General features: G+C 69.9%; 19 protein-coding genes and 3 pseudogenes. 15 read left to right on the top strand and 7 right to left on the bottom strand.

Annotated features, from left to right (window positions below; genetic code table 11):
• Positions 1-23 precede the first annotated feature (23 nt).
• Together PV342_RS35575 and PV342_RS35570 are read right to left on the bottom strand one after the other, a co-directional pair.
• Positions 24-1,679: an AMP-binding protein gene (locus tag PV342_RS35575; RefSeq protein ID WP_500320296.1), complete on the bottom strand. Its 1,656-nt coding sequence runs from the start codon at positions 1,677-1,679 to the stop codon at positions 24-26.
• Entirely contained in the window at positions 1,676-2,443 is a 768-nt protein-coding gene (locus tag PV342_RS35570) for an SDR family oxidoreductase (protein ID WP_500320294.1), read from the bottom strand. The genes PV342_RS35575 and PV342_RS35570 overlap by 4 nt, the downstream gene beginning before the upstream one ends.
• A gap of 182 nt (positions 2,444-2,625) precedes the next feature.
• On the opposite strand from PV342_RS35570, the gene PV342_RS35565 reads away from it, so the two are divergent.
• Positions 2,626-3,930 carry a serine-threonine protein kinase gene (locus PV342_RS35565; protein ID WP_400807440.1) on the top strand — a complete coding sequence of 435 codons (1,305 nt, stop codon included), beginning with the start codon at positions 2,626-2,628 and terminating at the stop codon, positions 3,928-3,930.
• A gap of 44 nt (positions 3,931-3,974) precedes the next feature.
• Here the strand turns inward: PV342_RS35565 and PV342_RS35560 are convergent, their stop codons facing one another.
• Positions 3,975-6,722 carry a penicillin acylase family protein gene (locus PV342_RS35560; protein ID WP_500320292.1) on the bottom strand — a complete coding sequence of 916 codons (2,748 nt, stop codon included), beginning with the start codon at positions 6,720-6,722 and terminating at the stop codon, positions 3,975-3,977.
• A 188-nt stretch (positions 6,723-6,910) separates the two neighbouring features.
• On the opposite strand from PV342_RS35560, the gene PV342_RS35555 reads away from it, so the two are divergent.
• Entirely contained in the window at positions 6,911-7,510 is a 600-nt protein-coding gene (locus PV342_RS35555) for a hypothetical protein (RefSeq protein ID WP_018558986.1), read from the top strand.
• 51 nt (positions 7,511-7,561) lie between these two features.
• On the opposite strand, the pseudogene PV342_RS35550 reads toward PV342_RS35555, so the two are convergent.
• Positions 7,562-8,813, bottom strand: a pseudogene (locus PV342_RS35550) (IS3 family transposase).
• A 51-nt stretch (positions 8,814-8,864) separates the two neighbouring features.
• On the opposite strand from PV342_RS35550, the gene PV342_RS35545 reads away from it, so the two are divergent.
• Positions 8,865-9,272, top strand: coding sequence for a restriction endonuclease (locus PV342_RS35545; RefSeq protein WP_500320328.1), 408 nt, complete (start codon positions 8,865-8,867; stop codon positions 9,270-9,272).
• 217 nt (positions 9,273-9,489) lie between these two features.
• On the opposite strand, the gene PV342_RS35540 is transcribed toward PV342_RS35545, so the two are convergent.
• On the bottom strand, positions 9,490-11,004 hold the full coding sequence (locus tag PV342_RS35540; RefSeq protein WP_400807441.1) for an MFS transporter: 1,515 nt from the start codon (positions 11,002-11,004) through the stop codon (positions 9,490-9,492).
• A 367-nt stretch (positions 11,005-11,371) separates the two neighbouring features.
• On the opposite strand from PV342_RS35540, the gene PV342_RS35535 reads away from it, so the two are divergent.
• Positions 11,372-12,280 (top strand): NADP-dependent oxidoreductase, encoded by a 909-nt coding sequence (locus PV342_RS35535; protein ID WP_400807443.1) that lies wholly within the window; start codon positions 11,372-11,374, stop codon positions 12,278-12,280.
• Positions 12,281-12,576: 296 nt separating this feature from the next.
• Here PV342_RS35535 and PV342_RS35530 read toward each other — a convergent pair whose 3' ends face one another.
• Positions 12,577-13,143, bottom strand: a complete 567-nt coding sequence (locus PV342_RS35530) for a TetR/AcrR family transcriptional regulator (RefSeq protein ID WP_500320290.1) — start codon at positions 13,141-13,143, stop codon at positions 12,577-12,579.
• A gap of 128 nt (positions 13,144-13,271) precedes the next feature.
• On the opposite strand from PV342_RS35530, the gene PV342_RS35525 reads away from it, so the two are divergent.
• From PV342_RS35525 to PV342_RS35480, 10 genes and pseudogenes are all read left to right on the top strand, one after another.
• Positions 13,272-14,159, top strand: coding sequence for an NmrA/HSCARG family protein (locus tag PV342_RS35525; protein WP_500320288.1), 888 nt, complete (start codon positions 13,272-13,274; stop codon positions 14,157-14,159).
• Positions 14,160-14,572: 413 nt separating this feature from the next.
• Positions 14,573-15,133: a DoxX family protein gene (locus tag PV342_RS35520; protein ID WP_500320286.1), complete on the top strand. Its 561-nt coding sequence runs from the start codon at positions 14,573-14,575 to the stop codon at positions 15,131-15,133.
• Positions 15,134-15,214: 81 nt separating this feature from the next.
• A complete protein-coding gene (locus tag PV342_RS35515) occupies positions 15,215-16,129 on the top strand; it encodes a zinc-binding dehydrogenase (RefSeq protein ID WP_400807453.1) in 915 nt (304 codons plus the stop codon).
• 282 nt (positions 16,130-16,411) lie between these two features.
• Complete coding sequence (locus PV342_RS35510) at positions 16,412-16,909, top strand: cupin domain-containing protein (protein WP_400807456.1); 498 nt, start codon at positions 16,412-16,414, stop codon at positions 16,907-16,909.
• Between the two features lie 66 nt (positions 16,910-16,975).
• Positions 16,976-17,669, top strand: a pseudogene (locus PV342_RS35505) (SDR family NAD(P)-dependent oxidoreductase).
• A gap of 134 nt (positions 17,670-17,803) precedes the next feature.
• Entirely contained in the window at positions 17,804-18,325 is a 522-nt protein-coding gene (locus tag PV342_RS35500; protein WP_400807461.1) for a VOC family protein, read from the top strand.
• A 123-nt stretch (positions 18,326-18,448) separates the two neighbouring features.
• Complete coding sequence (locus PV342_RS35495; protein ID WP_400807462.1) at positions 18,449-19,171, top strand: SDR family NAD(P)-dependent oxidoreductase; 723 nt, start codon at positions 18,449-18,451, stop codon at positions 19,169-19,171.
• 127 nt (positions 19,172-19,298) lie between these two features.
• Positions 19,299-20,399, top strand: coding sequence for an NADH:flavin oxidoreductase/NADH oxidase (locus PV342_RS35490; protein ID WP_500320283.1), 1,101 nt, complete (start codon positions 19,299-19,301; stop codon positions 20,397-20,399).
• A gap of 48 nt (positions 20,400-20,447) precedes the next feature.
• The gene (locus PV342_RS35485) at positions 20,448-20,978 is read left to right on the top strand and encodes an FAD-dependent monooxygenase (RefSeq protein ID WP_400807467.1); all 531 of its coding nucleotides are present in this window, start codon (positions 20,448-20,450) and stop codon (positions 20,976-20,978) included.
• Positions 20,873-21,280, top strand: coding sequence for an aromatic-ring hydroxylase C-terminal domain-containing protein (locus PV342_RS35480; RefSeq protein WP_500320326.1), 408 nt, complete (start codon positions 20,873-20,875; stop codon positions 21,278-21,280). The genes PV342_RS35485 and PV342_RS35480 overlap by 106 nt, the downstream gene beginning before the upstream one ends.
• A 97-nt stretch (positions 21,281-21,377) precedes the next feature.
• Here the strand turns inward: PV342_RS35480 and PV342_RS35475 are convergent, their stop codons facing one another.
• Complete coding sequence (locus PV342_RS35475; RefSeq protein WP_400807470.1) at positions 21,378-21,944, bottom strand: TetR/AcrR family transcriptional regulator; 567 nt, start codon at positions 21,942-21,944, stop codon at positions 21,378-21,380.
• Positions 21,945-22,417: 473 nt separating this feature from the next.
• On the opposite strand from PV342_RS35475, the pseudogene PV342_RS35470 reads away from it, so the two are divergent.
• Positions 22,418-22,522 (top strand): annotated as a pseudogene (locus PV342_RS35470) (ketol-acid reductoisomerase); the annotation flags it as partial.

Here is a 22,522-nt window from a genome sequence, read left to right as displayed (position 1 = left end):
CAGCATACCGACCGGTATGTGACTCACTCCCGCCGTGCGCGCAGCTCCCTGCGGAGGATCTTGCCGGTGGGCGTCTTCGGCAGTTCGGGCAGGATCTCGATCTCGCGCGGGTACTTGTACGCCGCGAGGCGTTCCCTGCAGTGCCCGATCAGCTCGGACGGCTGCGCCGCGGCCCCCGGCCGGAGGCTGACGAAGGCCTTCACCGACTCCCCCCGGTAGGCGTCGGGGACCCCGACCACGGCGGCCTCGCGCACCGCGGGGTGCGTGTACAGGACGTCCTCGACCTCGCGCGGCCACACCTTGAAGCCGGACGCGTTGATCATGTCCTTCTTGCGGTCGACGACGTAGAGCCAGCCCTCCTCGTCCATGAAGCCGATGTCGCCGGTGCGCAGTTCGCCGCCGGGCAGCGCCTCCTCGGTGGCCTCGGGCCGGTTCCAGTAGCCGGGCACCACCATGGGTCCGCGGACGGCGATCTCGCCGTGCTCGCCGAAGGGCACGTCGGCGCCCTTGTCGTCCACGATGCGCACCATCGTGCCGGGGCCGGGGACGCCGACCGAGAGCGTCCCGGAGACGGGGTCGACCGGGGCCTCCAGCCCGGCGGGCACGGCGGCGCAGGGCGCGGTGCACTCGGTGAGGCCGTAGCCGTTGCGCAGGTAGTGGCCGAAGCGCTCGCGGAAGGCGGCGACCAGCGCGGGCGGCACGGGCGCGCCGCCGGAGTAGAGCAGACGGAAGGAGGAGAAGTCCTCGGCTGTGGCGTCCGGCCGGGCCATGAGCGCCATGTAGGCGGTCGAGGGGCCGACCATGTACGCCGGGCGGTGCTCGCGCAGGGCGTCGAGGACGACGCCTGACTCGAAGCGGTACGCGAGCGCGACGGTGGAGCCCGCGACGATGCCGGCGGCCAGCTGGCAGACCATGCCGGTGATATGGAACAGCGGGGCGAGCGCGAAGAGCGTGGCGCCGTCGGGCAGGACGCTGTGCGCGCGCTGCCGATCGGCGTTGTAGCTGATGTTGCCATGGGTGTTCATCGCGCCCTTGGGAACGCCGCTGGTGCCCGAGGTGTAGCTGATCAGCGCGATGTCGTCGGCGGTCAGGCCGGGATCGGGCGGCGGCGGGCCGGGGGTGCCCTCCCTGGCGGCGGCCAGCAGGTCGTCCGCGTCCTCGGACGGGGTGCGCCGCCCGGGCAGCACGCGCTCGTCGTCCCTGGTCTGCAGGTCGAGTTCACTGGTCGTCAGCGGGATCCGCACCGGCGAGCCGGCCGCGGTGGCGCGGATGTGCGCGTCCCAGGCACGGTCGGAGCAGACGAGGGCGGTGACCCCGGCGTCCTCCAGCACGTGGGCGAGTTCGCGCTCCTTGTACATGGGGTTGACCGGCACGACCGTGCCGCCGGCCTTCCAGGCGCCGAGCAGCGCGACCGCGAACTGCGGCACGTTCTGCAGGACGATCGCCAGCCGGTCGCCGCGCGCGAAGCCGCGGGCGGCGAGGTACCGGGCGAGCCCGTCGGACAGCTCGTCGAGCTCGCGGTAGTCCACGCGGCCGTCGAAGTACGCGAGCGCGGTGCGGTCGGGGACGCGGGCGACGACCTCGCGGAACGCGTGCAGGAGCGTGACCGGCGGGTCGGGGAGGGTCTGCAGCTCCTCGTCGAAGTGCCGCAGCCACGGTTTGCTCTCGTACGGGCTCACGCGCCGGACCCCTCCTCCAGCCTCCGCTGCACCCGGTTCATGCCGCCGATCCATCGTTCGGTGTCCCCGGCGCGGGCGGCGTAGTAGGCGCCCGTCCCGGGGTGCGGCAGGATCAGGAAGCGCTCGTCGGAGATGCCCTGGAACACGGCCTCGGCGACGTCCTCCGGCTCGATGGCGTTGGGGGCGAGCACGAGGTCGCCGGCGGGCCCGGCCGCGCGCAGCATGTCGGTGCGCACGCCCTCCGGGCAGACGGCGTGCACGCGCACGCCCCGGTGGCGGTAGGTGACGGCGAGCCACTCGGCGAAGGCCAGGGCGCCGTGCTTGGTGACCGAGTACGGGGCGTCGCCGACCATGGTCAGCAGCCCGGCGGCGGAGACGGTGGCGACGAAGCGGCCCTCGCCGCGCTCCAGCCACTCCGGGAGCAGCGCGCGGGCGGCGCGCACATGCGCCATGACGTTGACGTCCCAGACCCGCTCCCAGACGGCGTCCTCGGCCTCGGCCCCGGCCATGGCGCCGATGCCGGCGTTGGCGCAGAACACGTCGACGCCCCCGCCGAGTGCCGCGCGGGCCGGCTCGACGACCGCCGAGGCGTCGCCTGGGACGCAGATGCCCCCGATCTCGTCGGCGACGGTCTTGGCGGCGCCCTCGTCCAGGTCGTTGACGACGACGCGCGCGCCCTGCGCCGCGAATCTCCGGGCCAGCGCCGCCCCGATCCCGCCTCCGGCACCGGTGACGACCACCCGGGCATCGCGCAGCGCTTCCATCGCGTCTCCTTCGGCTCGGAACGGGCTCCCGTCGGCATACTAAGCAGTCGGTCAGGGCTTGGGAAGGGCACGCCGGGGAGGCGGCGGAATTCCCCCCGCGCGGTGTATGGCCGCATCCGCGGCGGATTGGGATGATGCGACGGCATCGGTCCGGGAGAACCAGGGGGACGGTCATGCCGGGGATGAGTGTCGAGCCGTACTGGGAGATCACCTTCGACGCGGACGGCGACCCCGACCTGGCGCAGCGCGACCGGCTCACGGCGGGCGTCGGCGCCAGGGGCGTCACCGACCTGCTGGTCTTCTCCCACGGCTGGAACAGCGACCGCTCCGGCGCGACCGCCCTGTACGACCGTTTCCTCGCCCCCGTCCCCGGACTGCTCGCCGGGCGCGCCCGGCCCGGGACGGTCATGGGCTACGCGGGGGTGCTGTGGCCCTCCATGCGCTTCTCGGACGAGCCCATCCCCGACTTCGGGACGCTGCTGCCCGGCCCGGAGCCGCTGCGGCCCGAGCCGGCGCTCGACGCGGTCACCCGTGACGCGCTCGTGGCGGTCTTCCCCGGGCACGAGGACGACGTCCGGCGGATCGCCGGGCTGCTGGAGGAACGCCCTGACGGTGAGGAGCCGTTCGCGGAGTTCGCCGCGCTGGTGCGGCGGCTGACCGGGGTACCGCCGGAGGCCGTGGCCGGGCTGTGCGCGGACGACACCTCGGACTCGGCGCCGGGGGCGGAACCGGCCGTCCTGTGCGGCGACCCCGTGGCCGCCTGCGAGGAGTACGCGGCGGCCCTGGAGGGCGGCACCGGGCTGCCGCCGGCGGGCGGCGGCTGGACACGGCTGTGGAACGGCGCCAAGGAGATGCTGCGCCAGGCGACGTACTACGCGATGAAGCGGCGGGCCGGCGCGGTCGGCGAGCGCGGGCTCGGCCCCCTCCTCGGCGGGCTCGCCCGCGCCCACCCCTCGCTCTCCGTCCACCTGGTCGGGCACAGCTTCGGCGGCCGGCTGGTCTCCTACGCGCTGCGCGGACTGCCCGACGGGGTACGTGCCGTGAAGTCGGTGACCCTGCTCCAGGGCGCCTTCTCGCACTACGCGTTCGCGTCCCGGCTTCCCCACGACGGAGCGCACGGCGGCGCGTTGGGAAGCGCCCGGCTCAAGGTCGCGGGCCCCGTGGTGTCCTGCTACTCCCGCCACGACACGGCGCTCGGCACGATGTACCCGATCGCCTCCCGGCTGGCGGGCGACGACCGCGGCTTTGGACCGGACCTCGGCGACCGCTGGGGGGCCACCGGCCACGACGGCATCAAGGCGGTCGACGACACGATGGACATGCCGCTGGCCGAGGCGCTGCGCGGGGCGTTCCCCCGGGCCGGGTGCGTGAGCGTGGACGCCTCGGCCGTGGTGGCCCGCGGGGGGCCGCCCTCCGGGGCGCACAGCGACATCTGCCACCCCGAACTGGCGCGGATCGTGTTGCGCGCGGGCCGGCTCCTGGCCTGAGGCCGTGGGCCGGTCGCCGGCCCGCGCGGGCCGTGCACGACGGGTCAGCGGTGGGCGGGGAACTCCACGACCTGCTGGTAGGTCGGGCGGTTCTGCCAGCTGATCTTGCCGTGCTTGATGCCGCCGAGGGTGCGGTGGATGACCGTGTCGGCGCACCACTGATCGCCGGCCGAGCAGTTCTCGTCACCCGGGTACACCTGGGCGGCGATCCTCGCGGCGGCCTGCTTGAGGGTGCCGGTCAGCACGTCCCGGCAGGCCGCGAGGTCTCCGCCGCCGCAGTAGGTGCGGGCGAGGCCGCCCCGCACGGGTTCGCCGAGCACCGCCCGTATGTCCTTGTCGACATAGGACCACCAGCCGTACTGGAAGGCGCTGCCGGCGTGCGAGCCGGTCGGGCCGTGTGCGGCCGACGGCGCCTCGTCCACCGTGAGGTTGGCGGTCAGCGCCCCGTACAGCTCGCTGCCCAGGCCCGGTTCGAACTGGGCCCTGACCAGCAGCGGCCACCACGCGTCCATGATCCGCACCGCGTCGGCGTTGGCGTAGGTGTGCGAACCCGGCGAGGTCTCCCGGCGCTTGGCACCGGCGGTGGCCCAGTCGGAGAGCTTGGTGACGGCCGCAGACACCGCGGGGTCGGAGACCGTACCGCTGCGCAGCACCTTGAGCAGGTCGGGCAGCACGTCCTCGCCGCGCAGGTCGGTCAGCGCCGCGTCGGCCATCGCCCCGGTGAGCTGGGCCCGTGTGACACCGCCCGCCGCGACCAGCTTCTTCACCCGGTCGTCCAGGAGGTTGCCGCGGTGCACCGAGCCGTTGCCGAACCCGGCCGCGTCGTACTCCTTCGCCTGCCGGTTGTTCCAGGACACGTAGTAGTCCTGGCCGACGGACTGCGGGTGCTCCGAGGCGGGCGTGTAGTCGGCGGTGTTGTGGGCGGGGTCGAAGCCGCTCCACTCGTAGGCGGGCTCGGCCCGCACCGGGAAGGTGGGGTCGACGTCGGCGGCGCGCACCGGGTTGGCGCCGCTGTTGAAGTAGGCGGCCTCCCGGGAGTCGGCGTAGAACCAGTTGAAGGTGTAGTTGATGTGCTGGACCGCCCGCTGGAACGAGGCCGCGTCGTTGACGGCGGCCGGGTCGTTGAGCATCTGGAAGCCGACGACCGAGTCGGCCTCGTGCATGTAGGAGCTGCGCAGCGCCACGTAGGCGACCTTCTTGCCGCCGACCGTCGCCCGGTGCGTCACCGGGCCGTACTTGGTGCGGTGGATCTGCATCCGGTAGGAGCCGGCGGCGGTTCCGTCCGCGGTGGTGGGCTTCCAGGAGTTGCTGCGCTCCAGCTTCTCCATGGCCGTGCAGGTGCCGCGGTAGAGGTAGTGCACGTCGTCCTGGCACAGCTCCACCGTGTAGGTGTCGGTGATGTCCTGGGCCGAGGTGGTCGCGCTCCACGCGTAGTCCTGGCCGCGGCCCAGCTCCACGTACATGCTCAGGCCGGCGAAGGAGGCGCCGCGGGCACTGATCCCGGGGCCCTGGATCTCCTGGAGCATGAGCAGCTGTGGCGCGAAGTAGCCGGTCTGCGGGCCGAAGACGGCGATCGGGTGGCCGCTCGCGGTGTGCGCGCCGCTCACCAGCAGGGCGTTGGACATGCCCCGGGTGTTCGCGGAGAGCGCGCTCGTGGTGGCGCTCTTCGAGGCCGCGGACGCCTTCGCGTTGCCGGCGCTGCCGGTGCGGTCGTGGACCAGCGGCTCCACCGTCACGCTCCCGGCGTCGGGCAGTGCCAGCCCCCGCGGGTTCTCCGGCCGGACCGCGTAGGGGAAGCTCTCACCGTCGTGGACGGTCAGGACCGCCTCGGGGTCGTTGCGCTCGCGGAAGGACTCCCAGACCCGGGTGCCCTCGGTGACGCCGTACTTCTGCTGGGCGGCCAGCAGGGACAGGGCGTTGGTCACCTCGCCGCCGCCCCCGGTCCCGAACAGCGCGCCGATCACGGACGCCAGGGCGATCAGGTCGGTGGACTTGAACCGCTCGATGGTGCCGGCGTTGGTGATGGCGTCCTTGTGGCCGGTCAGCACGTACTCACCGGGGAAGTAGCGGCCGCTGTCGGAGGCCGCGATGTAGGCGTTGATCCCGTCGACGTAGGCGTTGACGTCGGCCAGCGCCTGCCGGCCGCGCTCCCCGTTCTGCGTGGCGATCCAGTCGATCTGGGCCTGCAGGTCCTCCTCGGTGTACGGCGCGGCGCGCCAGAACTCCTGCTCCAGACCCTGGTTGGCGGGGGCGCCGCCGGCGAACGAGGTCAACTGGCCGCGTCCCACGTGCCGGAACAGGTCCATCAGCCACAGCCGGTCCTGCGCCGCGGCGTACCCGGCGCCGAACTCCGTCCCGTACCGGGTGGTGCCGGAGATGTGCGGCACGCCGGTCTTCTTGTCCCGGGTGATCGTCACGTCGCTGCGGGGGGAGGTCGTCGAGGCGACCTGTCCGGCCGGGACCCCGAAGGAGGCGTCGTTGAAGAAGTTGTTGATCGTGGCGTCGGTGAGGTTCTGGTACCCGCCGGCCAGGTTCGCGTACGGCCCGAGCTGGTCCTCCGCGTGCTCCGGCTGGGTGCCGAAGATCTGGTTCAGCAGGATCTGGGCGAGGGTGGCGTTGCCGTTCTCGCCCGGCGGCAGGATGTCCGAGCACCGCCCCTGGCAGTAGTCGGTGACGGGGGCGGCGTGCGCCGCCATGGGCAGCGGCGCGACGAGGCTCGCACCCAGCGCGAGGACGGCCGCCGCGGCGCCCGTCCTTATTCTTGTTCTGAACCTGCCAAATTTCGATCGCATGACCACTCCTCCCGAAGCGCGGTGTGACGCAGGTTACTTCGAGATATGACCGCCGAGTAAGGTGAACATGCGTCACGTTTCAGCTACGCCATCCCGGCTGGAAGTCGCCGCCCCGGGGATGGATCCGGAACGCCGTCCGTTACGTCCATTCGAGAGCGATGCGACACCGACGACGAAGGTGGCACACCATGGCCGGATTCCGGAGCCTCGCCAGACAGGTGCGCGATCCCAGGCGCTCCCCCACCCAGCGCCGCACCTACCTGCGCAGGTGCCTCGAACGCTTCGCGCCCTACGGGCACCGCGCGACCTGGGACCACCTGTGCACCGGCGCGGGGATCGCGCCCGACGACCGCGAGCCGGACCCGGTCCGGCTCGTCACGGCCCTCGCGGAACTGGAGGAGGCGCGGGCGGTCTGGCTCACCTACGAGCGGGAGTTCGCGGCCCGCCGCAAAGAGGAGAAGTTCTACGGCATCCGGCAGCCCGGCGCCCTCGACGACTGGCACCGGCGCACCTGGGGCGGCAACGGCGTCGCCTGGTGCGAGGACCCTCGCGTCCACCCGGACGACCGGCTGGCGGACGTGCTGCGGCGCCTCATCGCGGCGATCGACGCGGGGCCCGGGGCGGGGTGCCCGGTCTGCGGCGAGGAACGTCTACGGTGGCGGAACGGGCTCAACCACTACCCCGGGGCGGGGCCCGTGTGCGGGCGGTGCGGGATCGTGGTGCCGGTGCCGGTGCTTTGCGAGTCCGCGTTGGCGGGGGCGCGGGGGGCGCTCGTCCCTTCGGGGTGAGTCCGTGGGGGGCCGCGTGGCGGGTGAACCGTTCCGGGTTCGGTAGAGATCTCAGTTGTTGGTTGTGACCTGGGTTTTCGTGGCGTTCAGGTAGTGGTTGGCTTCGTATTCGGCGGGCGGGATGTGCCCTATCTCACCGTGGAGCCGGATGTGGTTGTACCAGTCGGTCCATTCGGCGGTGGCCAATCGACCTGGGCGAGGGATCGCCAGGGCCTCTGCGGCTTGATCACCTCGGTTTTGAAGAGGCCGATCGTGGACTCCATCAGCGCATTGTCGTACGCGTCGCCGACCGATCCGATCGAGGCGGCGATGCAGGCCTTCTCCAAGTGCTCGGCCAGCGTGAAGGACGTATATTGCGAGCCCGCGTCCGAATGGTGGACCAACTCCCCAGGCAGAGGCGGATATTGCTCGCGGTCGCGTTGCCACAGTCCCATGTCCAGGGCGTCCAGGACGAGCCGGGTCTGCTTCGTGGTCGAGGCGGACCAGCCAACGATCCGGCGGGAGAAGGTGTCCACGACGAAGGCGACGTAGACGACCCCGGAGAACGTGGCCACGTGGGTGACGTCGGCGCCCCAGCACCGGTTGGGAGCCGCGGCGAGGAAGTCGCGGTCGACCAGGTCCGGTGCCCGTGGCGCGGTCGGGTCAGGGATCGTGGTGATCACCTTCTTGCCGCGGACGGCGCCGGTGATCCTCAGCTCGCGCATGAGACGTTCGACGGTGCAGCGGGCCACGTCATGGCCCTGCCGGTTCAGGTGCCGCCAGATCTTCCTCGCTCCGTAGACACGGTAGTTGGCGTCGTTTGCGTCCTGAATCAGGACCTTCAGCTCGGTGTCGCGGACGGTGCGGGCCGAGGGTGCCTGCCGGCGTTTGTGGTGGGCGTAGTAGGTGGACGGGGCGATCTTGCACGAGTGCTCGGTCAGAACACGGCAGATCGGCTCGACTCCGCCGAAGCGGTCCCGATGCTCGTCGATGAACGCTACGAGCGTGTGTGTGGCCGGTCGAGCTCGGCCGCGAAGAAACTTGCCGTGGCCTTGAGGATCTCGTTGGCCCGCTTCAGCTCGGTGTTCTCCTTCTTCAGCCGCTTCAGCTCCGCCGACTCCTCCGTAGTCGTCCCCGGCCGGGTCCCGGCGTCGATCTCGTCCTGACGGACCCACTTGCGCAGTGTCTCGGTCGTGCCAATACCGAGCTTCGCGGCGACTGCTTTCATCGCGGCCCACTCGGTGTCGTAGTCGGGCCGCACCTCGGCGACCATGCGCACCGCACGACGGCGCAGCTCAAGCGGGTACTGGGAAGGACGTGCCATGACTCGATCCTCTCAAATGATCGAGTCCCTACCTAACCCGGAACGGTTCAACTGCTCAAACTGAGCCCTACGGAGTTCGAGCACCTCGTCCGCCAGCTCTTCGAAGCGATCGGCATGGAGGCATGGAACACCCAGGCCTCGAAGGACGAGGGCGTCGATGCAGTGGCCATCAGCAAGGATCCCGTTTTCAACGGCGAGTGCATCATCCAGGCCAAGCGCTACAGCAAGATCGTTAGCGTCGAGTCCGTCCATGCGCTAGCCGGCCTCGTGGAGCACAATCACTGCGCCAAAGGCATCCTGATCACCACTTCATGGTTCGGCAGAGTGAGCCACGACTTTGCCCGTCAGCATGGTCGGCTCCAGCTGATCGAAGGCCCGGAGCTGAGGTACCTGGTCAAGGAGCATCTCGGCAAGGACGTGATCCCAGGACCGGTTCCTCCGAAGCGCCCATCGCGTTGAGTGGCGCGCGATGCGCACCTGCCGCCAGGCCTCACAGTCCCGCTACTGCAGGAGCCGCGATCAGCGCGCGCTCCGGCCAGCATCTGCAGCAACCGTCGGGGGCCAACCGCTTCTTTCCGTGGGCCACGCCTCCCACGGAGACCGGCTGAACCGTGGGTCCTGCTGCCGAGTCAGGCAACAGGACCCAAGGATTGGGAGCACCGCGGGTGGCCGCGGATCAGTGCATCGCGGTGGGGGTGCTGGCCTCGCCGACGACGTCGCCGGTGCCGGCGGCGACCGTCGTGGAGCCGGGGCGCCCGACGTTGATGAAGGTGAGGGCGATGAGCGCGGCCAGGGCCTCGATGCCGACCGCCCACCAGGTCGCACGTGCGTACCCGTGCACCAGTCCCTGCGCGTGGAGGAGCCGCTCGTTGCCCGCGCCCGCGGTGTGTCCCGCGAGGTAGGCGGTGGTCGCCGAGGCGGCGATGGTGTTCAGCAGCGCGGTGCCGATCGCGCCGCCCACCTGCTGCGAGGTGTTGACCATCGCCGAGGCGACTCCCGCGTCCTGCGCCTCGACCCCGTACGTGGCCAGCGACAGGGCGGGCATGAAGGCGGCACCCATGCCGATGCCCGCGAGCGCCAGGCCGGGTCCGGACAGGGACCAGTAGGAGGAGTCGACGTCCAGCTGCGTCAGGAGCAGCAGGCCGATGCCTGCGACGGCGAAACCGGGAGCCATGATCATGCGGGCGGGCAGCCGCGTGGCCAGTCGGGCGCCGATCTGGGTGGAGCCGACGACGAAGCCGAGGACCATGGGCAGGAAGGCGAAGCCGGTCCTGATCGCGGAGTACCCCTGCACCACCTGCAGGTAGTACGTCATGAAGAGGAACACGCCGAACATGCCGATGATCGCCAGGCCCAGCGACAGGTAGATGCCGCCGCGGGTGCGGTGGGCGATCACGCGCAGCGGCAGCAGCGGCGCCTTCACCTTGGACTCCACGACCGCGAAGGCGGCGAGCAGGACGCCGGAGGCGACGAACAGGCCGATCGTCGAGCCGTCGGACCAGCCGTCGGTCTCGGCGCGGGTGAAGCCGTACACCAGCGCGACCAGGCCCAGGGTGGAGAGCACGACACCGGGGACGTCCAGCGGCGAGCGGTTGCGTCCGCCCTGCGGCTCGCGGATCACGAAGTAGGCGCCCAGCGCCGCGATGACAGCGAAGGGGATGTTGACGAAGAACGTCCAGCGCCAGTTGAGGTACTCCGTCAGCACACCGCCGAGCAGCAGACCGACCGCCCCGCCGCCGCCGGCGATCGCGCCGTAGATGCCGAAGGCCTTCGCCCGCTCCTTGGCGTCCGTGAAGAGGACCGCGAGCAGGGACAGCGCCGCAGGCGCGAGCAGGGCGCCGAACGCGCCTTGCGCCGCGCGGGCGCCGAGCAGCAGCGCCTGGCCGGTGGCGGCACCGCCCACCGCGGACGCCAGCGCGAAGCCGGACAGGCCGAGGACGAAGGTCCGCTTGCGGCCCCACAGGTCGGCGATCCGGCCGCCGAACAGGAGCAGGCCGCCGAACGCCAGGGCGTAGGCCGTGATGACCCACTGCTTGTTGGCCTCGGAGATGTCGAGGGCGTGCTGGGCGCTCGGCAGGGCGATGTTCACGATGGTCGCGTCCAGGACCACCATCAACTGGGCGAGGGAGATGAAGACCAGGGCCTTCCAGCGCCTGGGGTCGGAGGTGACGTGATCGGCTGTATGAGGCATGGGGGGTATCCACCTAGGCGTGCGAGACGCACGGGAGAAGAGCGAGTGATCAGGGGACATGTCTGGGTGTGAGCTACGGACGCCGCGCCGCCGACCTTGGTGAGGTCGCGGTGACCGGCCGCGGGCGTCTGCTCGGTCCGGCACTGCTGCGGACTTCCGCAAACCGGGCACGGGATTGGCCCGTTCACGACCGCCCCAGGACAAGCGGAGCATCGCTCCGCCATGTGTCACACTATACGGAGCAGCGCTCCGACGGTCAAAAGACTTGCAGTACAGCGATTTCGTGGGGCTTTGCACCATCGAATCGGGGCCAAGGTGCGGGGCGCCGCGACCCAGAGAACACTCAGCCAGCAGACGGGAACAGACCATGCCCAGGGCGGTGCAGTACAGCAGGTACGGCGGGACGGAGGTCCTGCAGGTGGTGGAGGTGGGCATACCGGAGCCCGCCGAGGGAGAAGTCCTGGTCAGGGTGAAGGCGGCCGGCATCAACCCGGGTGAGGCCAAGACCCGGGCGGGAACGTTGCAGCAGCGCTCGCTCCCCTCGGGCCAGGGCATCGACCTGGCCGGCGTCGTGGTGCGCACCGGGCCAGGCGTGACAGGGCTCGCCGCCGAGGACGAGGTGATGGGCTTCACCTGGGAGCACGCCAGTCACGCCGACTACGTGGCCGTCGAGGCCGCCAACCTGATCGCCAAGCCCGCGGGGCTGTCGTGGGAGGTCGCGGGTTCGCTCTTCGTCGTCGGCACGTCGGCGTACGCGGCCGTGCGCGCGGTCGCGCCGCAGCCGGGCGAGACGGTGGTGGTCTCGGGCGCCGCGGGGGGCGTGGGCTCGCTGGCGGTCCAACTGGCCCGGCGGGCGGGGGCCGACGTGATCGGCATCGCGGGACCGGCGAACCACCGGTGGCTCTCCGAGCGCGGCGTCATACCCGTCGCCTACGGGGACGGGGTCGCGGAACGGCTGCGCCAAGCCACCGACCGCGTTGACGCGTTCATCGACACCCACGGCGACGGCTATCTCGAACTCGCGGTCGCCCTCGGTGCGGCTCCCGCCCGTATCAACACCCTCGTCGACTACTCCGGAGCCGCCCGAATCGGCGCCAAGACGGAAGCGAGCAGAGCCGCCGCTACCGGCGGCATCCTCACGGAGCTCGCTCAGATGGCCGCCTCCGGGGCACTGGACGTGCCGATCGCCGCGACCTATCCCCTGGACCAGGTCCGGGCGGCGTACGAGGAACTCGCCGGCCCCCACCCCCGGGGCAAGATCGTCCTGCTCACCTGACCAGTAGGCACAAGGCACTTCGCAGTCCCTGCCGAGGGCTTCCTGCACATGGCCGACCGGTGGAGAGTTCCGACGAACCGTGCACGCCGACTCTCGGAATCACCCGTCGTGCCGCCAGCACTGGCCCATGCCAGTGCTGGCGGTGCGGCTAGAGAGGCCGCCGAAGCACTCGAAGATCCGGTCGCCGGCAGGAAGCGCCGTCCTGGATCTGGACGGGGACCGTCTTCATCTCGGTCCCGGCAGCGTGAGTGCCGCCGCGCGGAAGCGGCTGCCAGGACCCTCGGCATCAAGGGACCTCAGCGGCCGCGTTCGGCGAGTCCGTAGGTGGCCGTGGAGAGCAGCCGGGCGGCCAGGTCGGACGCCTCCGACGCCTTCTCCGACGCCCAGGCGAGCCCCAGCGCGAGGGAGATCACGTCCCCCAGCGACACGTCCGACCGAACACTGCCGTCCTTCTGCGCCCGCTCCAGAAGCAGCCCTCCGGCAGCGCGCATCTGGGCGCAGGAGGCATGCAGGCGGGACTCGTCGTCAACCAGGGCGTCCCTGATGGACTGCGGCAGCCCCTGATACGAGGCGGCACTCTCAGCCCTCTCCCGGAGCCACGTCAGGAACGCCTCGCCTGGGTCAGCAGCGGTGAGCAGGCGCTCGGCCCGCGCCTGCAGCGCCGTGAAGCTGGATTCCAGCAGTGCCTCGAGCAGTGCCTCACGGGTGGGGAAGTGGCGGTACAGGGTGCCGATGCCCACTCCGGCGCGCCGGGCGATCTCACGCAGGGAGGTATCCGTTCCGTTCTCGGCGACGGCTTCTTTCGCGACCGCAAGGAGCAGGTCACGGTTCCGGATCGCGTCGGCGCGATGGGGCTGCGGCAAGATCAACACCTTACGGAAAGCGGAGCAGCGCTCCCCGGTTTGACTACCGGAGCAGCGCTCCGTATGTTCGGAGCCACCACATCGTACCGGAGCACTGCTCCACGGTGAACCATCCCGGAGAGAGGACAATGACCACGCAAACCGCGACCGTGCTGGTCACCGGGGCCACAGGCCGACAGGGTGGCGCCACCGCACGACACCTTCTCGCCGACGGGTGGAACGTACGAGCACTCGTCCGCGACCCCGCCACACCCGCGGCCCGGGCACTGGCCGGGCTCGGCGCCGAACTGGTCCGCGGCGACATGGACGACCTGGCGTCTGTGGAAAACGCGGCCCTGGGGGCTTACGGCGTGTACAGCGTCCAGCCCTCGTTCATCGCGCCCGACTTCGCCGAGAACGAACTGCAGCGCGGACTCAACGTCGCGGAGGCTGCCGCCTACGCCAACGTGGAACACCTCGTCTACTCGTCCGTGGCAGGTGCCGACAGCAACAGCGGTGTACCCCACTGGGAGGTCAAGTGGCGGATCGAGCAGCACATCCGCTCACTGGACATTCCCTCCACGGTGCTGCGCCCCGTCATGTTCATGGAGGTCCACGCGGACCCGCTCTACGGCCTGACCGGCGCACAGGCGGCAATCCGCAGCATCCCGGCCCACGGCACCGTGCAGCTCATCGCGGTGCAGGACATCGGCGCTTTCGGAGCACTCGCCTTCGGCTATCCCGAGCACTACGTGTGCAAGACGATCGAGATAGCCGGCGACGAGCTCACAGCGGAGGAACTTCTCACCGCAACGAGCCGCGCCATCGGCCGATCACTCCCCCCACCACACGACCCAACGCAACCGAGCGGACGATCGGACGTCGGCCAGCGGGGCTTCTTCGCCGGCTGGCAGGCGGACATCACGGCACTCCGCGAACAGCACCCCGGCCTCATGAGCTTTGACACCTGGCTGGCCAGAGAAGGTGCAGCCAGGATCGGGGCGCTCTTCGACCAGCACCAACGACATGACCTCTGAGCTCCACACCGGTTTTTTGCAAGCCAAGACTTGAAGCTTCAACTCTCTAGGGCCACGTCTCCCATAACACGGACCACAGAAGGGCAGAACCCGTGATCCCGCACCACGCCCCGCAGACGTCCAACTCGGCCCCGCAGTCCGAGCAGAGAAGTCCCGCCGATCGGGAGCACGTCGAGGCCGCCACCCCGGATTCGCCGGCGGATCGATCAGCGTGCACCGGCCACCGGAACGCGCCCGCGCAGCCACTCTGCGCGAACCCCGACTGGCCTGTCGACGGCCCGCGTTGGGTCCTGGAGGCACTGGGCGGCGTGGCCGCGTGACAGGAACACCGGCAGCCTGACACCCCTTTCCCTCCTCTCCGCTGAACCGGCACCGATGTCGTTCACGGACGCCCCCCAGAAATGAGGTACCTCATGTCCTTTTCGCCCGGCGACGCGCTGGAGCACCCGGCCTCCGACGTCCCGCACCTACGGGATCGGACAACCCCGCTGCACGCTTACGACGCCGGACTGCTCCTGCTCCGCCTGTCCCTCGGACTCATTGTGGCGAGCCACGGGTCGCAGAAGCTGTTCGGATGGTTCTCCGGCCCCGGGCTGACGGGCACGGGACAGCTCTTCACCTCCCTCGGATACCCCTCGGGCAGGACGATGGCGGTCATCGCCGGGTTGAGCGAGCTGCTCGGCGGCCTGGGCCTCGCCTCGGGGCTCCTCACCCCCCTTGCCGCCGCAGCTGTCGTGGGGATGATGGTCAACGCCATCTCCGTGAAGTGGCACGGCGGCTTCTTCATCCCGAACGGCATGGAATACGAGCTCGTACTGGCGGCAGGGGCGACGGCACTGGCCCTGACGGGGCCGGGCCGCCTCGCGGCCGACCGCCACGTACCCGGCATACGCGACCACAGGATCGGATTCGGCCTCCTTGCCGTCGCCCTCGGCGTGCTGATCGCTGTGGTCGTTCTGCTGCTCCGCAACTGACCGCGTCCGTGGGGCGCCCAGCCTCCGGACGCAAGAGCAGCCAGCTGACCAGCCCTCTCTCCAACAGTAGGAAAGACACAGATGCGCGCCCTGCTCATGACCCGCCCAGGAGAAGCAAACGGCTTCACCCTTGAGCGTCTCCGCGACCCGCGGCCCGCCCACGGCCAGATCCGCATAAAAATGGCGGGAGCGGCGGTCAACCCCGTCGACCTGCACGTCCTGGACTTCTGGGCGAGGGGGACGGCGGGAGCCGTGCCGGGGCGCCGCCCGGGTCTGGGAATGGACGTGGCCGGCGTCGTCGACATGGTGGGCCCCGACGTCCACGGCTTCCTGCCCGGCGCACCTGCCGCGGCCTTGCACTTCCCGCACGCGCCGGAGTCCGTCGCCGGTGCGGCGGCCGAGTACGTGATCGTCCCCGCCGCGCACGCCGCTCCTGTTCCCCAAGGCGTCGAACTGGTCGACGCCGCCACGATCCCGCTCAACTCCCTGACAGCCGCCCAGCTCCTGGCACCTCTCGGCCCTGCCGATGGCCGACGGCTCCTGGTCACCGGAGCAGCTGGAGGCGTGGGCGGGTACGCGGTCGCCCTGGCAGCGCATGCCGGCTGGGCCGTCACCGGTCTCGCGCGCGCATCCGACGCGGACTTCCTCGGCCGCAACGGAGCGGTGGCCGCGATCACAAGCCTGCGCGACGCGACCGGTTTTGACGTGGTCCTCGACGCCGCCCTCCTCAACGCGGCTGCTCTCCGTGCCGTCCGCGACCACGGCACCTACGTAGGGGTCTATCCCGGCGCGGAGCCTGAGACCGAACGCGGCATCACGATCGTCACGGGCATGGTCACGCCCGACGGACGACAGTTGCGCAGCCTGCTCGAGCTGACGGCTCAGGGAGTACTTGAGGCCCGCAAGGCCGGCATCGCTCCACTCCATCAGGCAGCACGCGCCTATCAGGCACTGCGTGGCGGCGGACAGCGCGGCAGATGGGTGCTCACCCCCTGAGCACTCGCACCCGCCACACGCCGACAGCGACTCCGTGGGCCCGGTGTCCGGATGACGGCAGGGCACTCGCTGGCGCGCCTGGAAACTGATCGCAATCACTACACGACCCATCTCGGCGACCGTCAATAGGAAAGGTTGGGAGTCAACCAGAATGCGAGACTGCTTGACGGGTCAATAAACTCGGTGATGGGTTGAAAAGGCGGCCACGCGGCGCCACCCACCTTTCGACGAGAAGACCGACATTCCACCCTCAGGGTCCGCCCGCTCATTTAGGAGACAATCTTGTCCATTGCACATTCGAAGCAGTACAAGAGCGGTTCAATGCACGTCCCCTCCGCCGAGGGTCAAGTCAAGTGGATGGCCGGCGACGAATACACCATCAAGGTCAGCAGCAGGCAGACCAACGGCTCACTCGGCTTCATCATCGCCACCGTCCCTCCGGGCCAGGGGCCGATCGCCCACCTCCACAAGCACAACGACGAGTCGTTCTACCTCCTCGAGGGTGAGCTGGAGTTCCTGGACGGCGAGAACACGTTCGTGGCGTCGGCGGGCGACTTCGTGTTCGTACCACGCGGCATCCGGCACCGGTTCAAGAACATCAGCGACCGCGACGTCAAGATGGCCTTCTTCTTCACTCCGGGCGGTCCGGAGAACTTCTTCCTCGACTTCGCGGACGATCCGCTTCGCGGGCATTCGCCGCGCCTGTGGACCCCGGAGGACTTCACCCCGGAAATGATCGCCGTCAACGATGCGATGGGAAACATCATCCTCCCCGAGTGACGGGACCGCCCGAAAATCGGCGAACCCGGAACACAGCAGCACAGCCACGATTGAGGAGATTCCAGAATGAAGCGTCTCATGGGACGTGCCGCCCTCGTCACGGGCTCGACCAGCGGCATCGGGCGCGCCGCGGCTCAGGCCCTGGCCGCTGAAGGCGCCACCGTAGTGATCACCGGACGCCACGCGGAGCGCGGCGCGCAGGTCGTCGATGCCATCTCCCCACAGGGCGGCCGCGCGCACTTCGTCCGCGCCGACCTGTCCGCCGGAGGACCCGAGGTCCGCCGACTCGCGCATGAGGCTTCGGCCGCTGCGGGACGTCCGATCGACATCCTGGTGAACAACGCCGCCTACCTGGTGCCGCCGCAGTCCATGCTGGAGGCGACCGAGGAGCAGATCGACGAGGCACTGGCAGGGCGCGGGGTCGGTGATCAACATGGGGTCGATCAACGGTGTCGTCGGTATGGACTTCGCGGCGCTCTACGGGGCCAGCAAGGCCGGTCTGCACTCGCTGACGAAGTCCTGGTCGGTGGAACTGGCCTCCAAGGGAGTGCGGGTCAACACCGTCGCTCCCGGCCCCACGCTCACCGAGGACAACGAGACCTACCACGCCCTCCTGGAAAAGGTCGCCGGCCAGTACCCGGCAAAGCGTCCCGGCACCGCCCAGGAGGTCGCCGCCGCAGTGGTCTTCCTCGCCAGTGAGGACGCAGCGCACATCCACGGCGCCACCCTCCCCGTCGATGGCGGAGCCCTCGCCCTCTGAGACGGATCGGTGCTCACCCTCTTGAGCCCGTATGCCCCGCACCAGCCACAACCCCACGGCCGGCGTCGCCAACCGTAAGGCGCGGAATCCGCGTCATCCTCGGCGGCCGCAGGAGAGACGAAGGAAAAAAGGCCATGACTCAGCCAGAAGGCACGGAATTGCAGCGGTTGGTGGGTCGTCGAGAACAGCTCAAGCAGACCCACGTCCGGCCCATGAAAGAACGCACCACCACCGCACGCGGCGTCCACCATGCAGCTTTCATCTGCCGCGATCTCGAGGAAACCATTCTGTTCTACACGGAGGTTCTGGGATTTCCTCTGGTGGAGCTCGTGGAGAACCCCTCCTACCCGGGTTCGTCCCACTTCTTCTTCGACCTGGGGAACAGGAACCTGCTCGGGTTCTTCGACTTCCCAGGCCATCCTCACCCGGGTTACGAGGAAGCACTCGGAGGGATCCATCACTTCGCCGTGTCGTTCACGCCCGATGAACTTTCCGCAGTCAGGCAGCGCATGGACGATCGAGGAACCGCCTACAAGGTCATGCAGTTGGGCGTGCGGCCGAGCCTCCATCTCGCCGATCCGAACGGCCTCAGGCTGGAGCTGAGCCAATCCGTCCCGGGCTTCATCGGGCGGACCGAGGTAGTGCTGGACTCGTAGTCCCTGTCAGCCCTCTGACAGCCCACCAAGAATTGAGTGGATCCTCGTCCGCCGAGGTCACCCATCACACGCGAAATCGGTAGGAACACTGTGAACGAGAATCTTGCAGGAAAGGTCGCCCTGGTGACCGGTGGGTCACGGGGGATGGGAGCCGCCATCGCCGCCAGACTGGCGGCCGACGGGGCCGATGTGGCGTTCAGTTACACGGCGGACCCCGACGAGGGCCGGAAGACCCTGGCGGCCATCGAAGCGGCCGGCCGCCGCGGCCTGGCCGTCAAGGCCGACCAGGCCGACGAGCAGCAGGTGCGGACCATGGTCCAGCGGGTCGGGGAGCACTTCGGCCGACTCGACATCGTGGTCAACAACGCCGCGGTGTACCTCCAGGGGGTCGTCGACGCAGCCGATCGCGACCAGGGGGCCTTGGACCGTCAACTGGCGATCAACCTCCAGGGAACCGTCCGTACGGTCGTCGCAGCGATGCCGTTGCTCTCGGAGGGCGGGCGCATCATCTCCATCGCCTCCACCGGTTCGACGCACACCAAGGTGCCCTTCCCGGGTATCGCCGACTACATGGCGACGAAGGCGGCGGTCGTCACCTACGCCAAGGGCTGGGCGCGGGACCTCGCTCCGCGCGGCATCACCGTCAACGTCGTCGAACCGGGCCCGATCGACACCGACATGAACCCGGCGGACTCGGAGCAGGCCTCATCCGTCCGTTCCCTGGTCCCGCTCGGTCGGTACGGTCGCCCCGAGGAGATCGCTGCAGCCGTGTCCTTCCTCGTCGGACCGGAAGCCGGATTCATCACCGGGGCCACCCTCACCGTCGACGGCGGAGTCAGCGCCTGACACCCGGCGCGGGCGATGGCGTCCCGGCGCCGCGCCCGCCGCGGTCGCCGGCCGGGATGCCGCCCCCAGAGGGGCACCCTTCCCCGGTGTGCGACCCACCCCGACCTGTACATAGGAGAACAGTTTCGTGACCACCACCTTGTTCGAGCCCTTCACCCTTCGGTCGCTGACCATTCCGAACCGGATCTGGATGGCCGCGATGTGCCAGTACAGCGCCGCGCCCGACGGCGAGCAGGCGGGCGTGCCGAACGACTGGCACTTCACGCACCTGGCGACCCGGGCCACCGGCGGCACCGGACTGATCATCACCGAGGCCACCGCGGTCAGCCCCGAGGGCCGGATCAGCCCGTACGACCTCGGCATCTGGAACGACACCCAGGTCGAGGCCTTCCGCCGGATCACCGCCTTCCTGACGTCCCAGGGCACCGTGCCCGGCATCCAGCTCGCCCACGCCGGCCGCAAGGCCTCCACCGAGCGCACCTGGGTCGGCGCCGCTCCCATCGCCCCTGGGGAGCAGCACGGCTGGACGCCCGTCGCCCCGAGTGCGGTCGCCTTCAGGGAGGCGGCGACGACACCGGAGGAACTCACCACCGAGCAGATCGCGGCGATCGTGCGGGAGTTCGCCGACGCCGCCCGTCGCGCGCTGGACGCCGGCTTCCAGGTCGCCGAGGTCCACGGGGCCCACGGCTACCTGGTCCACCAGTTCCTTTCCCCGCACACCAATCGCCGCACCGACGGCTACGGCGGGGACTTCGCCGGCCGCACCCGTTTCGCGCTGGAGGTCGTCGACGCCGTCCGCGCGGTGTGGCCCCACGACCTGCCGGTCTTCTTCCGCATCTCCGCGACCGACTGGCTGAGCGAGAACGCCGACGACGACCGGGAGGGCTGGACCGGCGACGACACCGTCCGCCTCGCCAAGGAGCTGCAGGCCCGGGGCGTGGACCTGATGGACGTCTCCACGGGCGGCATCGTGCTCGACGCCAAGATCGTCGATGCCCCCGGGTACCAGGTGCCGTTCGCCGAGCGCGTCCGCAACGAGACGGGCATGCCGGTGGCCGCAGTGGGGCTGATCACCGAGCCCGACCAGGCGCAGGCCATCGTCGGCTCCGGCAGGGCCGATGCCGTCCTCCTCGGCCGCGAGCTGCTGCGCGACCCCTACTGGGCGCGCCACGCGGCCACCGCCTCGGGCGGGAAGGTCACCACCCCGGTCCAGTACCACCGCTCCTGACAGGCTTCGCGCCGCGTCCATGTCGCCTCGGGGTGCGGCACGGACGCGGTGCGCCCAGTGGTGGACGCGGCTGGCACGGGGGCCCACGCGAGCGCATGGACGACCGACGCCTACAACCTCTGCTGGAAGCTCGCCGCCGTACTGGAAAAGCGCGCCGGGGACGCCTTGCTGGACACGTACACAGCCGAGCTCCGTCCGGTCAACCTGAACACCATCGAAACCGTGCTCAAGATGGTCGGCAACCAGGCCAACATGTCCTCGGCGCTGGGACTTTCGCCCGGCAAGTCCGCCGAGGAGAACTGGGTGGCGCTGCGCCTGTTCTGGGACGACGACGCTCCCGGCGCCGGCGAACGACGGCACGAGTTCAACGAGTGGGTCGGCGCGAACACCGTGGAGTACCACCAGCACGGGCTCGACTTCGGTTACACGTACGACTCCGCCGCGGTCGTCCCGGACGGAACTCCGGCACCGGAATCCCCCGACGAGATCCGTTTGCACGTACCGAGCACGAGGCGGGTCACCCGCTGCCGCATGCCTGGGTCGAACGATCCGGTGAGCGGCTGGCGCTCCGCTCGCTGATCCACGGCGGTCACTTCGCGCTCATCGCCAGTGAGAACGGTCAGCCTTGGATCGACGCTGCGGACAAGCTCGCACGGGCACGAGGGATCGCGCTGCGCAGCGCCCGAGTGGGTCTCGGCAAGGTCGATCTCATCGACATCCGGTCGGCCTGGCAGCGAAACCGCGCGATCTCCGCGGAGGGTGCTCTCCTGATCAGGCCCGACGGGTACGTGGCCTTCCGTTCGACTGATGCAGCCGACGACCCACTGACCGTGTTGACCGACGTCTTCAACCAACTTCTCGCCGCCAACGGGAACGGCTGACACGCGTCGACGGCGGGGCCGGTCACCGCGCGCTGAGCGGCAACGCCGGGCCTGTCAACGCCAAGAGGTGCGTGCCGATGTCGCGGGCCCCTGGCCGTCAGCGGCCGCGTTCGGCACGTCCGTAGGGGGCCGTGGAGAGCAGCCGGGCGGCCAGGTCGGACGCCTCCGACGCCTTCTCTGACGCCCAGGCGAGCCCCAGCGCGAGGTCGATCACTTCACCGAGCGACATGTCGGACCGCACGCTGCCGTCCTTCTGCGCTCGTTCCAGGAGCAGGCCTCCGGAGGCCTTCATCTCCGCGCAGGACGTGTGCAGGCGGGATTCGTCGTCGGCCAGGGCGTCCCTGATGGACTGGGGCAGCCCCTGATAGGCGGCGGCCCCCGCTGACATTTCCCGGAGCCACATCAGGAACGCCTCACCTGGGTCGGCAGAGGTGAGCAGGCGCTCGGCCCTTGCATGCAACGTGGCGAAGTTGGATTCCAGCAGGGCCTCGAGCAGCGCCTCACGGGTGGGGAAGTGGCGGTACAACGTGCCGATGCCCACTCCGGCGCGCCGGGCGATCTCACGCAGCGAGGTATCCGTTCCGTTCTCGGTGACGGCTTTCTTCGCGACCGCCAGGAGCAGGTCACGGTTACGAACCGCGTCCACGCGGTTTGCCTGCGGCATGATCAACACCTCGCCGGGGTGGAGCAGCGCTCCGCGGTTTGACTACCGGAGCGGCGCTCCGTATGTTCGGAGCCGTTGACATGGTACCGGAGCGGCGCTCCACGGCGAAGAACCCCTACAGGGGATGACCTCGCGGCCAGGTCGCGGGCCGGCCCGGAGGGCCCTTTCGGGTTAATTGCATGCACTCGACAAATATGTATACTCCAAGCATTGAAGGCGACCGGTCGCCTGGGTCCCGATCGGACCGACCAGCCGACGCAGCTCCCTCCGAGCCGGGTCGCCGTCGCGGCAGCGGCCGAGGACCACGGCTCCGCGCTCCCTCCACCACTGCCATTGCCGCCGCCCCATCCCTGAAGGTCCGCGGGCGGCTGGCCTCCCTGAAATCCAAGTCCGCGCAAAGCGGACGAACAACATCCTTCACGCAAGCCTGCCTGACATGGCAACGAGGCTTGCACCATGGAAAGGCTTCCCCTGTGGCTGAGCTGTTCTACGACGACGACGCCGACCTGTCCATCATCCAGGGCCGCAAGGTCGCGGTCATCGGCTACGGGAGCCAGGGCCACGCGCACGCGCTGTCG

Source organism: Streptomyces sp. PA03-3a (assembly GCF_033792735.1).
Classification (GTDB): domain Bacteria; phylum Actinomycetota; class Actinomycetes; order Streptomycetales; family Streptomycetaceae; genus Actinacidiphila.
The sequence above is the reverse complement of the archived record's forward strand: the minus strand, read 5'-3'. Positions and strand labels throughout refer to the sequence as shown.

Bases quoted from the DNA above. Each gene is read 5' to 3' on its own strand.
- PV342_RS35560 (WP_500320292.1), bottom strand. From the start codon at position 6,722: ATGCGATCGAAATTTGGCAGGTTCAGAACAAGAATAAGGACGGGCGCC.
- PV342_RS35525 (WP_500320288.1), top strand. From the start codon at position 13,272: ATGACCACGCAAACCGCGACCGTGCTGGTCACCGGGGCCACAGGCCGA.
- PV342_RS35475 (WP_400807470.1), bottom strand. From the start codon at position 21,944: ATGCCGCAGGCAAACCGCGTGGACGCGGTTCGTAACCGTGACCTGCTC.
- PV342_RS35515 (WP_400807453.1), top strand. From the start codon at position 15,215: ATGCGCGCCCTGCTCATGACCCGCCCAGGAGAAGCAAACGGCTTCACC.
- PV342_RS35565 (WP_400807440.1), top strand. From the start codon at position 2,626: ATGAGTGTCGAGCCGTACTGGGAGATCACCTTCGACGCGGACGGCGAC.
- PV342_RS35535 (WP_400807443.1), top strand. From the start codon at position 11,372: ATGCCCAGGGCGGTGCAGTACAGCAGGTACGGCGGGACGGAGGTCCTG.
- PV342_RS35540 (WP_400807441.1), bottom strand. From the start codon at position 11,004: ATGCCTCATACAGCCGATCACGTCACCTCCGACCCCAGGCGCTGGAAG.
- PV342_RS35520 (WP_500320286.1), top strand. From the start codon at position 14,573: ATGTCCTTTTCGCCCGGCGACGCGCTGGAGCACCCGGCCTCCGACGTC.
- PV342_RS35570 (WP_500320294.1), bottom strand. From the start codon at position 2,443: ATGGAAGCGCTGCGCGATGCCCGGGTGGTCGTCACCGGTGCCGGAGGC.
- PV342_RS35555 (WP_018558986.1), top strand. From the start codon at position 6,911: ATGGCCGGATTCCGGAGCCTCGCCAGACAGGTGCGCGATCCCAGGCGC.
- PV342_RS35500 (WP_400807461.1), top strand. From the start codon at position 17,804: ATGACTCAGCCAGAAGGCACGGAATTGCAGCGGTTGGTGGGTCGTCGA.